The 12,519-nt window shown below is 60.0% G+C and carries 11 protein-coding genes; 1 reads left to right on the plus strand and 10 read right to left on the minus strand.

Going from position 1 to position 12,519, the window contains the following annotated elements; genetic code table 11:
• Positions 1 to 31 precede the first annotated feature (31 nt).
• Positions 32 to 2,878: a DNA gyrase subunit A gene (gyrA, locus tag HH303_RS05665; protein ID WP_227421595.1), complete on the minus strand. Its 2,847-nt coding sequence runs from the start codon at positions 2,876 to 2,878 to the stop codon at positions 32 to 34.
• Between the two features lie 212 nt (positions 2,879 to 3,090).
• On the opposite strand from gyrA, the gene HH303_RS05670 reads away from it, so the two are divergent.
• The gene (locus HH303_RS05670; RefSeq protein WP_169624271.1) at positions 3,091 to 3,807 is read left to right on the plus strand and encodes a glutamine amidotransferase-related protein; all 717 of its coding nucleotides are present in this window, start codon (positions 3,091 to 3,093) and stop codon (positions 3,805 to 3,807) included.
• A 249-nt stretch (positions 3,808 to 4,056) separates the two neighbouring features.
• Here the strand turns inward: HH303_RS05670 and HH303_RS05675 are convergent, their stop codons facing one another.
• The 9 genes from HH303_RS05675 to HH303_RS05715 form a co-directional block, all read right to left on the minus strand.
• Positions 4,057 to 5,361: a solute carrier family 23 protein gene (locus HH303_RS05675; RefSeq protein ID WP_169624272.1), complete on the minus strand. Its 1,305-nt coding sequence runs from the start codon at positions 5,359 to 5,361 to the stop codon at positions 4,057 to 4,059.
• A gap of 272 nt (positions 5,362 to 5,633) precedes the next feature.
• Positions 5,634 to 6,176 (minus strand): single-stranded DNA-binding protein, encoded by a 543-nt coding sequence (gene ssb, locus HH303_RS05680; RefSeq protein ID WP_169624273.1) that lies wholly within the window; start codon positions 6,174 to 6,176, stop codon positions 5,634 to 5,636.
• A 111-nt stretch (positions 6,177 to 6,287) separates the two neighbouring features.
• Complete coding sequence (locus HH303_RS05685) at positions 6,288 to 6,809, minus strand: Hpt domain-containing protein (RefSeq protein WP_169624274.1); 522 nt, start codon at positions 6,807 to 6,809, stop codon at positions 6,288 to 6,290.
• Between the two features lie 147 nt (positions 6,810 to 6,956).
• A complete protein-coding gene (locus HH303_RS05690) occupies positions 6,957 to 7,469 on the minus strand; it encodes a response regulator (protein ID WP_169624275.1) in 513 nt (170 codons plus the stop codon).
• A 145-nt stretch (positions 7,470 to 7,614) separates the two neighbouring features.
• Positions 7,615 to 8,499, minus strand: coding sequence for a SapC family protein (locus HH303_RS05695; RefSeq protein ID WP_169624276.1), 885 nt, complete (start codon positions 8,497 to 8,499; stop codon positions 7,615 to 7,617).
• A gap of 26 nt (positions 8,500 to 8,525) precedes the next feature.
• Positions 8,526 to 9,221, minus strand: coding sequence for an ABC transporter ATP-binding protein (locus HH303_RS05700; RefSeq protein ID WP_169624277.1), 696 nt, complete (start codon positions 9,219 to 9,221; stop codon positions 8,526 to 8,528).
• On the minus strand, positions 9,214 to 10,461 hold the full coding sequence (locus HH303_RS05705) for a lipoprotein-releasing ABC transporter permease subunit (protein ID WP_227421643.1): 1,248 nt from the start codon (positions 10,459 to 10,461) through the stop codon (positions 9,214 to 9,216). Before HH303_RS05705 ends, HH303_RS05700 begins: the two co-directional genes overlap by 8 nt.
• Complete coding sequence (gene proS / locus HH303_RS05710; protein WP_169624279.1) at positions 10,458 to 11,801, minus strand: proline--tRNA ligase; 1,344 nt, start codon at positions 11,799 to 11,801, stop codon at positions 10,458 to 10,460. The genes HH303_RS05705 and proS overlap by 4 nt, the downstream gene beginning before the upstream one ends.
• A gap of 76 nt (positions 11,802 to 11,877) precedes the next feature.
• Positions 11,878 to 12,453 carry a hypothetical protein gene (locus tag HH303_RS05715; protein WP_169624280.1) on the minus strand — a complete coding sequence of 192 codons (576 nt, stop codon included), beginning with the start codon at positions 12,451 to 12,453 and terminating at the stop codon, positions 11,878 to 11,880.
• Between the last annotated feature and the right edge of the window lie 66 nt (positions 12,454 to 12,519).

Consider the following 12,519-nt stretch of genomic DNA (forward strand, 5'->3'; position numbering starts at 1 on the left):
TTCGGTCGCGAGGGTCTTATAGCCCGGTTCCTCATACATCGGAAGCAGAACCGTCTTGCACTGCAGCATCGCCGTCGGGTGCATCGCCGTCCGGCGGGATATCGACCGGTTCGCCATCGGCATCCAACTCACCGTCCAAGTCGCCGTTCGCATCTTCACGCAGGCGCGCGACGGATACGACCTTCTGATCGTCACCGACATCGAAGACGATGACGCCCTTGCTGCCGCGGCGACGGGACGAAATACCCTTGCCGTGAATACGAATAATCTGACCGCTGTCGGCGACCATCATTAATTCGTCCAGGGACGGATCGAACAGGAAGACCGCCGCAACTTCCGCGCCGCGCAGGTCCATGTTGTTGATCCCCTGCCCGCCGCGACCGGTGACGCGATAGTCATAGGCGGACGCCAATTGCCCCATGCCGCGGTTGGAAACGGTCAGGATGAATTCTTCCTGCGCCGCCATTTCCCCGAACTTCGGTTCTTCCAACTGGGCCGCGCGTTCCGCGTCGCGTTGGCGGTCCTCTTCGTTGCTGTATTCCCCGGATTGCAGACGTTTGGCCGCCGCCTGGGCGCGCAGATAGTCGTCGCGTTCTTCCGAAGTGAAACTGCCGTGATTGAGAACAGACATGCCGATCACGCTGTCGCCGTCCGCCAGACGAATCCCGCGCACACCGGTCGAGGTCCGACCGGAGAAAACGCGGACATTGCCGACCTCGAAGCGAATGCATTTGCCCAACCGCGTCGACAGCATGATGTCCTGATCGTCGCTACAGACGCTGACCGACACGAGGCGGTCGCCTTCGTCCAGCTTCATCGCGATCTTGCCGTTCGACTTGATATTCGTGAAGTCGGACAGCTTGTTGCGGCGAATCCCGCCCGACGCCGTGGCGAAGACCGCGTCCAGCTGACCCCAACTTTCCTCGTCCTCCGGCAGCGGCATCACCGTCGTGATCCATTCATCCGGCGACAGGGGCAGCACATTGACCATGGCCTTGCCGCGCGATTGCGGCGCGCCCGCCGGTAGACGGTAGACCTTCATGACATAGGCCATGCCGCGCGACGAGAAGAACAGAACCGGCGTATGGGTAGAGGTCACGAAGACGCTGGAAATCGCGTCCTCATCCTTCATCGACATGCCGGTGCGGCCCTTGCCGCCCCGGCGCTGCGCCCGATAGGTGGTCAACGGCGTGCGTTTGATATAACCGCCATGGGTCACCGTGACGACCATGTCCTCACGCTGGATCAGGTCTTCGATATCGTGTTCGAATTCATTTTCCAGAATGACCGTGCGGCGCGGATCGGCAAAGCGGTCGCGGATATCCACGAATTCGTCGGTCAGGACCTGCATGCGGCGCGGATGCGACGCCAGGATTTCCAGGTAATCCGTGATCCGGACCTGAATATCGCGGGCTTCTTCTTCCAACTTCTCGCGTTCCATCCCGGTCAGTCGCTGCAAACGCAGGTCCAGGATGGCGCGGGCCTGCCGCTCGCTCAGCCAAGCGTTTTCACCCTCGACACGGCCTTCCGGATCGTCGATCAGCTTCAGATAGGGCAGGATTTCACCGGCCGGCCAGGCGCGGCCCATCAGTTCGGCGCGGGCCGTCTGCGGGTCCGGGGCCTTGCGGATCAGTTCGATCACCGGGTCCAGGTTCAGAATGGCGATCATCAGACCGGCCAGGATATGCGCCCGGTCCCGGGCCTTCGCCAATTCATAGGCCGTGCGACGCTTGACCACCTCTTCGCGGAAATAGACGAAGGCGCCGATAATGTCCTTCAGCGTCAGGGTCTTCGGCTGGCCGTCATGCAGGGCCAGCATGTTGACCGGGAAACTGGTTTGCAACGGCGTGTATTTGAACAGTTGCGCCTTGACGACTTCCGGTTCGACGCCGCGTTTCAATTCGATCACGACCCGGACGCCATCCCGGTCGGATTCGTCGCGCAGGTCGCCGATCCCTTCCACGATCTTTTCACGCACCACTTCAGCAATGCGCTCCAACATCCTGGATTTATTGACCTGATACGGGATTTCCGTGACGATTAGCGCTTCCCGATCCTTGGAAACAGCCTCTACCGAAACCTTGGAGCGCATGACGATCGAGCCCCGTCCGGTATTGTAGGCGGCACGAATGCCGGATCGGCCGAGAATCTCCCCGCCGGTCGGAAAATCCGGTCCTGGGATGATCTCGTTCAACTCGTCGATCGTAAGCTCGGGATTTTCGACATAGGCGATACAGGCGTTCAGCACCTCGCCCAAATTGTGCGGCGGAATATTGGTCGCCATCCCGACGGCGATCCCGCCCCCGCCATTGACCAGCAGCGCAGGGAAGCGCGCGGGAAGGACGGTCGGCTCAACTTCGGATTCGTCGTAGTTCGGCTGGAAATCGACGGTATCCTTGTCGATATCGTCCAGCATGGTTTCGGCGGCCTTGGACAGGCGCGCCTCCGTATAACGCATAGCCGCGGCCGCATCGCCGTCCATGGACCCGAAATTGCCCTGGCCATCGATCAGCGGCACCCGCAGGGAGAAATTCTGCGCCATACGGACCATGGCGTCGTAAATCGCGCTGTCGCCATGGGGGTGATACTTACCCATGACATCCCCGGCGATACGCGCGGATTTACGGTACGGTTTCGTGGAGTCGAAACCGTTTTCCTTCATCGTATAGAGAATGCGGCGGTGAACCGGCTTCAACCCGTCCCGCACGTCTGGCAGCGCGCGGCTGACGATCACGCTCATCGCGTAATCGAGGTAGCTGCGCTGCATTTCCTCTTCGATAAGGACGGAGGAAATATCGAATCCCGACGGCGGCGTGCCGGGGGCGGGAGCGCCGGGTTCAGGGGCGTCGGGGCCGGTGTCGTTTTGATCGTCGGACAAGGTTCAGAACGTCGCTTCTACTTCAGTATCGGAAAGTGGGATCGGAAGTCCCGGCGGAGGGATCGCAACCCGAAGTCTTATTCGGCACGACCGACCGTATATCTAGCATGTCCGCCCCCCACCGAACAACCAGATAAGGGGAATTTGACGGAATTTCAGCGGTTTAAATCGCTTCTTTTCGGTACCGTAATCCCGTGGTTAGACTGCAAACCATGACAAGTGATTCTCTCGGTACCGTCGTCCTGGTCACGCACCACCGACCGGAAAGCTATGATACCGCGTCGGACCACCTTCAGGCGCTTGGATATCGCCTGGAATGGGTGTGTCCGGCCCTGGGTCAGGACCTGCCCGATATCCGCCCGGATCACGTCGGGGCGATCATCTATGGCGGGCGCTATTCCGCGACCGAAACCCGGCGCTACCCTTTCATGGCGAAGGAATTGGACTGGACCGGCCGCTGGCTCGCCACGGGCCGCCCCTTCCTCGGGCTCTGCGCCGGAGCGCAGGTGATGGCAGTCGAACTGGGTGCCGCGCTACGCCCGAATCCCGAGGGGTTGAGTGAAATCGGCTATTTCACGCTGGACCCGACACCGAAGGGCGCGTCCGTTTTTCCGTCACGCATGATGGTGGCGCAGTGGCATTTCCTGGGATTCGATCTGCCGTCCGACACGGTGCGGTTGGCGACATCGTCCATGTTCCCGAACCAAGCCATACGGTTTGCCGAAAACGCTTTCGGATTTCAGTTCCACCCGGAAATCAGCATGGAACAGCACGAATTGTGGCTGGAACGACAGATCGATATGACGACGATCCCCGGCGCGCAGGACGTACCGACGCAGCGTAAGCTGGCCGATGTCTATCACGGCCCGATGAAGGAATGGTTCATCGGGTTCCTGGAAAAATGGATCCGGGGGGCGGTGCCTTACTGACACGCGGTTTCGTCTGCCTCGCATTGCTGCAATCGTCGCTGTTTCAGTCCCGGCACGGCCATCAAATCGTCCCCCGTCCCGACTGTCGGCGCCACCGCCCCCTCGCGGTCCCGCGTTTCGCACGCCGTTATTGGAAATACACCAAGGCAAAACACCGTCATCAGGATGAAGCGCATTGTGCTCTCCGATCAAAGAAAAACCGGCGAGGCATTACACCCCGCCGGTTCAAAATCTAGAGCGACTTGACGCTTAGTCGAGCGAGTCGAACATTGCCTCGCTTTCGTCCTCCTTCGGACGGCCCGGCAGTGCCAGATTCAAGACGATGCCGACGATGGCGGCAAGCGCCATCCCCGCGATCTGGATATTTTCCGCGACCTGGATCGTCGCGCCGCCGACGCCGATCACCAGGATGACGGAGGCGATCACCAAATTACGCTTCTGCGAGAGATCGACCTTGCTGTCGACCATCATGCGCAACCCGCTGGCGGCAATGATTCCGAACAGCATGATGGAAACGCCGCCCATGACCGGAACCGGGATCGTGCGAATCAGCTCCGCGAATTTCCCGATGAAGCCGAACACGACGGCCAGCACGGCCGCGCCACCGACGACGTAGATCGAGAAAATGCGGGTAACCGCCAGCACGCCGATATTCTCGCCATAAGTGGTATTCGGCGGACCACCCAGGATCGCCGCCAGCATCGTCGCCAGACCGTCGCCCAAAATCGAGCGATCAAGGCCCGGATTGCGTAGAAAGTTACGCCCGACGACCTTACTGAGGACGATCTGGTCGCCGATATGTTCGGCCACCGGGACAATGGCCGCCGCGATGAAGGCCAATACGATCGCGCCATTCAGATCGGGCGAATAGGTCACGAAGGGAATGGAGAAATCCGGCACCGCGAAAAAGGCGGCGGCCGCGACTGGGCCGAAATCCACAAGGCCCAATGGGATCGAAACGACATAGCCGACAACGACGCCGACCAGCACCGGGACCATGGAGAAGAAGTTCTTCATATAGACCGCGCAGCCGATGGTGACGGCCAGCGTGAACAGGGCGACACCGAACTTCACCCCGTCATAGGTGCCGTCCGGCGCTCCGGTTCCGGTCGTCGCCATGTCCACGGCAACGCCGGCAAGCCCGAGACCGATCACCATGATAACCGGGCCGACGACAACCGGCGGAATGATGCGCAACAGCCAACCGACGCCGAATACGCGGATCAGAATGGAAATCGCGACATAAACCAGACCGGCGAAGAAGCACCCGATCAGGGCGGCGTTGGCATCCGCCGACGCCGTCGCGACGATGATCGGCGCAATGAAGGCGAAGCTGGAACCGAGATAGGCCGGGATGCGGCCCTTCGTTATGACGATGTACAGCAGTGTCCCCGCGCCGCTGCTGACCAGAGCCACGGCGGGATTGAGGCCTGTAATCAGCGGCACCAGCACTGTCGCGCCGAACATGGCGAACAGGTGCTGAAGGCTTAGAAGCGCCCAGACGGGCAGCGCCGGACGTTGTTCGACGTCCAGAACGGCAGTGCGATCACTCATCGCGAAACCCCCTTTTTCAGAACGGTTGTTCGCATCGACCAACCTGTTTTATCGAAACACGGCGGAAATCAACGCGCCCCCCGGCGCAACCGGTTCCACCGCCCGAACCGGATAAACGGGTTCAGGCAAAATTAACGCGATGGCATATAGCGATTCAGCGAAACTGGGAAAGACTATTGCCCATTGACCGAAAATCCACGGGCTCCACCCTATCCGCAGACAGCAAAAGGCCCGCGTCAAAAACGCGGGCCTTCACGTCGTTATCGGACGGATCAGAACGGAATTTCGTCGTCCAGATCGGCGCTGTAGTCGCGACCGCCTCCGCCTTGGCCACCACCTTGACCGCCGCCTTGGCCACCGCCATAGCCGCCACCGCCGCCCTGGCCTCCGCCATAACCACCGCCGCCGCCATAGCTGCCCCGGTCGTCATAGCCGCCACCGCCGCCACCCTGACCGCCGCCACTGCCGCCGGGGCCGTCCAGCATGGTCATGTTGCCGCTGAAACCGCGCACGACGACCTCCGTCGAATAGCGGTCCTGGCCATTTTGATCCTGCCATTTACGGGTTTGAAGCTGACCTTCGATCAGCACCTTGGCGCCTTTCTTGAGATACCGTTCAGCCACTTCCGCAACCTTGCCGAACAGCACAACGCGGTGCCATTCCGTGCGTTCCTGGCGATTTCCTTCACGGTCGTTCCAGCGTTCCGACGTCGCGATCGACAGGTTCGCGACCTTGTCGCCGGACTGCATGCTGCGCACGTCCGGATCGGCCCCCAGATTGCCGACAAGAATGACTTTGTTGAGGCTTCCGGACATTGCCAGCTCCCTATTTCATGTGGTCACGGGGTTCCGAACGGTCCCGCATCAGCTCGTCGGCGGCACTCTAAATCACCATACCCCGCCTTAAAAGCGGAACCCGACACGGATTTACACTCCGGGCCCGACTTCCTTTTCGACGACTTCCGTCAACGCCTTCACGACCTGCTGGGCCATTTCGTCGCCACTCCCCTTGATCGACTGATCATAAACGACCTGAAGCGTTTTAACGTGCTGGTCGACAAGGTCCGGACGGACCGGCTTATCGTCCGGCCGTTCCCGGACATAGCGACAGAAATTCCGCCCGACTTCCGTGATCAAGGGAAAACCGAAAGTGGCCCCCTGCCCGCGCATGTTGTGGATTAGACGAAACAGCCGGTCCAAATTTTTCGCGGACGGGTCCTTGCGATAGGCCGCGGCGAACAGCTTCATCTGGTCGATGTCCTGCGCCAGCTTATCGACATATTCGGCCGCCATCTTTTTGACGATGGCTTCCGCTTCCTTGAAGGCGTTTTCCGGATTCACGCCACCGGTTTTCGGCACCTTGCGCGCCAAAACATTCGGACGTTCGATGACCTCATGCCAGGACCGGCCCGCGCCGTCCGGCACTTTCGGTAAATCGTTCTTACCCATACTGTCCCCTTATCCGGATATTCCCCGGAAAACCACGCCCACTCCCGTTCCCCACGGACACAATAACAAGCCTTCCCCCGAATCAGAAGCGCAACATACCCTAAGGATACCCAGGCGGCGGCCCCGTAACGGATTTTCAGATATCGGTTAAATCAGAAGCGCGTCTTCACTGGATGCGCGGCGGTCGATTCCGTCAAAGGTCGGCAGATTCAAACGCCGACGGCAGGGGCCGAAAAAAGTTGCCGTGCGCACGAAAGGTCGCGGGTTTTCGATAATGTTAAGGAGCCGCGCATGCAGCGACCGGGCCGCGACAGGCTTTGCCAGGAATTCCGTAATACCGAAGTCACGGGCACTCGTGACTTTCGTCTTTTCGGTATAGCCGGTCAGCATGATGACGGGGATGTATCGACTGGGACTGTCGGGATCCTGCCGCACGCGGTGGACGAAAGTCGGGCCGTCTTCCGGTTCCATTTCCCAATCGGTCAGAAGAATGTCGAAATCGTCGTTATAGAGCAGATCCCAGGCGTCGATCCCATCGGTCGCCGTGCGGATATAGCCGACGCCCAAGGTCTCCAACATACGCTCCAAAATATTACGCATGAATTTGCAGTCGTCGACGACCAGCATGCGCACGTTTCTGAAATCATAGTTCTTGGACATGGTTCTACTACGCGCGCCTCATGGACTCGCGAGGCACGATTCGCCGCCTCAATAACACCCCAGCCCTCCTTCGGGTACAATACCTGTCCCCAAATCTCAAGACTTTAGAGTTATTTACCGAGCGAGTACCGGCGGAAGTAGAATTTCAAGCCTTACCGCCAAGTCCGGTGAAGTCCAAGGCCCCGTTATCGGCGATCGACTTGGCACGGAAATTGGCGCGGTGGTGCAGCCTTCCCATATTCCCGAGCGATAGGAAATGCGCGTCGGCAAGCGCCAGCCAGCCCCGCCGATAGAACAGCAAGGCGTCGCTATCGGGCAGCTTCCGCAGCTTTTCCTCGTCGATCACCTTAAATCCGGCGAACAGCAGCTTCTGTCCGTTCGCCAGGGTGATTTCCATCTGACGTTCGGCGAGCAGATCGCGTTCGATGCAGGCATTCACAAAGGCGCGGGTCCGGGCCTGTTCCTTGGAATATGCCGCTGCAAAACTACCCATCTTGGCGATCAGCGGGGTCGGCTTTCCGTCCTGGAACAGCGGCGACCCTTCGGTCTTCGAAATCAGGGGGGATTCCACGTCGAGGCACAGCATAACGCCGTCCTGCCCCTTCTTGGAATCCTGCAACAATACGAAAGGCGCGCGACGCAGGATCGCGGGAATGTAACAGCCTTCCTTCCAACCTCCGTCTTCCGCGACGAACAAGTTCTCGCCAGGACGCAGCCCCACCATGGCAACGGGTTGAATTTCCCGGCTACCCGCGAAAATGATCGGATAATGCCGGGCGGACGGCATGAATTCCACGACGCTAAGCGGCACCGTATGCATGCCCGCGGCATAGGAAAAATCACGACCCTGCAGAATACGCAGCGACGCATGCCGCTTCGGATCCAACGGTTCCGCCCGTTTGGCCAAACCTGCCGCCCCGCCCGATTTCGCGTCGGCAGGGCGTTTTTCCGCTTCCCTCACTCCAGATGCTTCGGTCACCGTGCCGCTGCCTCCGGCATTGTCTCGAACCTTCGTTTGACTTCGATCCATTCCGTCAATGAACCGATCCTCATAGCCTAAGTTGGATTGTCCTCATAGGAAACGAGTTTTCCATCCTGCAACGTCACGACCCGGTCGAGCCGACGCGCCAGCCCCACATTATGCGTGGCGATCAGGGCGCTCATGCCCCGTTCTCGCACCATGGATAACAACAGATCGAACACATGATCGGATGTCCCGGGATCCAGGTTTCCCGTCGGTTCGTCGGCCAAAAGGACCGCCGGTCCGTTCGCAAGCGCGCGCGCCACCGCAACGCGTTGCTGTTCCCCACCGGACAGTTTCGCCGGTCGATGCGTTGCGCGTGGCGTCAGCCCGACGCGTTCCAGCAGATCCCCTGCGCGCTTCGACGCTTCCTTTCGTGACAACCCGGCAATCATGCAGGGCAGCATCACGTTTTCCAGGGCCGAGAATTCCGGCAACAGGTGATGAAACTGATAGACGAAACCGATCCCATTGCGGCGGATGGCCGTGCGTTCCGCATCGCCCAATCGCCCACACGCCTTGCCGTCGACAAAGACGTCACCGGATTGCGGTCGTTCCAACAGTCCCGCAACATGCAGCAAGGTCGACTTCCCGGTCCCGCTGGGCGCGACCAGCCCGACCGCCTCCCCGCGTCCCAATTCGACGGATGCGCCGTCAAGGACTACCAACGGATCGGAGGCCGTTTCGTAAACCCGCCGAACGTCGCGCAGCGCGAGCATCGCCTCACTCATAGCGTAGCACCTCCACCGGATCGAGGCGCGCCGCGCGCCAGGCCGGATAGATCGACGCCAGCAGACTGATGGCCAGGGCAAACGCGATGGTCAGGCCGACTTCCATCGGGTCGATCTTCGCGGGAAGCTTTGACAGGAAGTAGATTTCCGCATCGAACAGGGTCAAACCCGACAAGGATTGAATCCATTGCCGTATGGTTTCGATATTCGTGGCGAAGGATATCCCCAGAGTCGCGCCCAGAACGGTCCCGATCACACCGACGGAACTGCCGGTCATGAAGAAGATTCTAAGGATCGCCCCGCGTCCCGCCCCCATGGTGCGCAGGATCGCAATGCCCCGCGCCTTGTCCTGCACCAGCATGATCTGGGACGAGATGACATTGAACGCCGCGACGACGACAATCAGCGACAGAATGAGCGCCATGACATTGCGTTCGACTTCCAACGCATTGAAGAAGCTGACATTTACCCGTTGCCAATCCGTCGCATGATAACCGGGCGGCAGCATCTTGTTCAGGTCGAAGGCAATGCGTCGCGCATGATCCGCATCGTCGGTCATGATTTCGATCGATCCGGCCGCGTCGCCCGTCTTGAAGAAAGTTTGTGCCTCCGGCAGCGGCATATAGATATAGGTATTATCGAATTCGTACATGCCGACTTCGAAAATGCCGTCGATCCTAAAGGCCTTCATCCGTGGCACGGTACCGAAGGCCGTCACCGTGCCGGTCGGTGAAATCAGGGTCAGATTGTCCCCGACGGACAGGCCGAAACGATTGGCCATGCGGACACCGATCAGAATACCCTCCCCGCCGCGAAATCGATCCAGGCCCCCGGCGATGATGGAATCCCGCAGGATCGGGCGCGCCTCGAAATCCGCCGCGCGCAGGCCGCGTACCAACGCGCCGCCCGCCGCGTTTTTCGCGCTGGCCATGACCTGACCTTCGATCAGCGGCGTGGCATAAACGACATGTTCCGATTTCATCAGTTGTGCGGCGAGGTTCTGATAGTCCTCAATCCGCCGTTCCACGCTGGTTACCGTCAGATGGCCGTTCAACCCGATGATTCGACCCAGCAATTCCGCGCGAAACCCGTTCATCACCGACATGACGATGATCAGCGTGGCGACACCCAGCATGATGCCCAGCAACGAGAACCACGCCACGACGGAAATGAACCCTTCCTGTCGCTTGGCCCGTAGGTAGCGGAAGGCGACCAGACGCTCGACGGCTGAAAACATCAGCCCGCCAACCGCGCAAGCGCCGCTTCGGGGGACAGTTCTTCCTTCACGCCGGTCTTCCGGGATTTCAGTTCCACCACGCCGGCGGCGACGCCTTTCGGTCCGACGACGATCTGCCAGGGCAGTCCGATCAGGTCCATATCGGCGAATTTCACCCCGGCGCGTTCGTCGCGGTCATCATACATGACATCGACACCCGCCGCCTGAAGCTTCGCGAACAAATCCTCGCAGGCCGCATCGCAGGCCGCGTCTCCGACGCGCAGGTTGATCAGTCCGACCTTGAACGGTGCAACCGCCTCCGGCCAAACGATGCCGTTATCGTCGTGGCAGGCCTCGATAATCGCGCCCGCCAGACGCGACACGCCGACACCGTACGACCCCATCTGCACCGGTACGGACTCACCGTCCTTGGTTTGCAGTTTCGCATTCATCGGCTCGCTGTATTTCGTGCCGAAGAAGAAGATATGTCCGACTTCGATTCCACGCGCCGACAGGCGTTTATCCTCAGGCACTTCCGCCTGATACTTCGCTTCGTCATGCTGTTCGTCGGTGGCCGCGTAGTAGCTCGTCACCTTGCCGATGACGTCGCTCATCTGGGCGGGGTCGCGATGGTCGATATCGGCATTGAGGAGGTCGAGTTCCAGCAGATCGGAATTGCACCAGACCTGGCTTTCCCCGGTTTCGGCCAAAATGATGAACTCATGGCTCATGTCGCCACCAATCGGACCGGTATCGGCGGCCATCGGAATCGCCTGAAGTCCCATCCGTGCGTAGAGCCGCAGATAGGCGACGAACTGCTTATTGTATGAAATCCGCCCGTCTTCCGGTGTCAGATCGAAAGAATAGGCATCCTTCATCAGGAATTCGCGACCGCGCATGACGCCGAAACGGGGGCGTACCTCATCGCGGAATTTCCACTGGATGTGATACAGCATCCGCGGCACGTCCTTATAGCTTTTGGCGTGTTCCGCGAAGATATCCGTGATCATTTCCTCGTTCGTCGGACCGAACAGCATGTCGCGGTCGTGCCGATCCGTGATGCGCAGCATTTCCTTACCGTAATCGTCGTAGCGCCCGGATTTACGCCACAGTTCCGCCGACTGAATGGTGGGCATCAGCACCTCGTGGCAGCCGATCCGGTCCATTTCGTCACGCACAACCTGTTCGATCTTGCGCAGTACCCGATAGCCCATAGGCAGCCAGGAATAGATCCCCGCCGATTCCTGACGGATCATCCCCGCCCGCAGCATCAGACGGTGGGACACGATTTCCGCCTCGCTGGGCGTTTCGCGCAGCGTGGGCATGAAATATTCGCTAAGGCGGACGGCAGGGGACAAACGCATGAAAGGCGCACCTTGGAAAAGTAGGGTTTCGAGTCGCGCGCAATCTAGGGGGAATAACGCATTCCGTAAAGGCGCGTCACAGGCCCAGCGACGACTTGCAAAGCGCGAGAACCTCGCTTTCCGTCGTGCCGTTCAGCCGCTTCCCGTCCAATGTCAGCGCACCGGAGGCCAGATCGAATTTTATCGTGCCGAAACTGGTGGAAGACTCCGAGAACACATCGGCCAGATCGCCGTTCCCGGCATAGGACAGAGGATTGAGCGACAGTTCGAAGGCGATTTCCTTCGGCAGGATATCCGCCGCGGTCAGGCTGCCCGACAGTTCGGCGCCGGTAACGGCGTTACCCCGCACGTCGACCCCCGCAACATAATCCGCCCCGGCAACGTCCGACCGTCGGATCAAGCGGCGGCAATCCGCCTTTGACATGTTCAGCAGAAAATCGGGTTTCGCGTCCGGCCTGGGCGCACCAGACGGCACGCCGGAACCGCCGGATGTCGGGGCCGTCTCGGTCGCCGGCGGCGGCGCGGCGGGCGTGACGGCGTTTCCGTCCCCACCGGCATTGGTGAAGGGATTGTCCGGTGTTTGTGCAACGCCGCTTCCCGACGCCGCAAGTGCCGCCGACATGACCAACAAAATGATAATTGCCCTGTTCATGCCCCATTCTAAGCAAAGTTCGGGCCGATCCGGAAGAAATGTTAAGGGGCAAGACCGGGTCGGTGC

Source organism: Pacificispira spongiicola (assembly GCF_012926505.1).
GTDB classification, from domain to species: domain Bacteria; phylum Pseudomonadota; class Alphaproteobacteria; order UBA8366; family Aestuariispiraceae; genus Pacificispira; species Pacificispira spongiicola.

What these genes read in the sequence shown, in the direction of transcription:
- HH303_RS05685 (WP_169624274.1), bottom strand. Translation starts at nt 6,809, where the DNA reads ATGGGTAAGAACGATTTACCGAAAGTGCCGGACGGCGCGGGCCGGTCC.
- ssb (WP_169624273.1), bottom strand. Translation starts at nt 6,176, where the DNA reads ATGTCCGGAAGCCTCAACAAAGTCATTCTTGTCGGCAATCTGGGGGCC.
- HH303_RS05715 (WP_169624280.1), bottom strand. Translation starts at nt 12,453, where the DNA reads ATGAACAGGGCAATTATCATTTTGTTGGTCATGTCGGCGGCACTTGCG.
- HH303_RS05690 (WP_169624275.1), bottom strand. Translation starts at nt 7,469, where the DNA reads ATGTCCAAGAACTATGATTTCAGAAACGTGCGCATGCTGGTCGTCGAC.
- HH303_RS05695 (WP_169624276.1), bottom strand. Translation starts at nt 8,499, where the DNA reads ATGGATCGAAGTCAAACGAAGGTTCGAGACAATGCCGGAGGCAGCGGC.
- HH303_RS05675 (WP_169624272.1), bottom strand. Translation starts at nt 5,361, where the DNA reads ATGAGTGATCGCACTGCCGTTCTGGACGTCGAACAACGTCCGGCGCTG.
- HH303_RS05670 (WP_169624271.1), top strand. Translation starts at nt 3,091, where the DNA reads ATGACAAGTGATTCTCTCGGTACCGTCGTCCTGGTCACGCACCACCGA.
- proS (WP_169624279.1), bottom strand. Translation starts at nt 11,801, where the DNA reads ATGCGTTTGTCCCCTGCCGTCCGCCTTAGCGAATATTTCATGCCCACG.
- HH303_RS05700 (WP_169624277.1), bottom strand. Translation starts at nt 9,221, where the DNA reads ATGAGTGAGGCGATGCTCGCGCTGCGCGACGTTCGGCGGGTTTACGAA.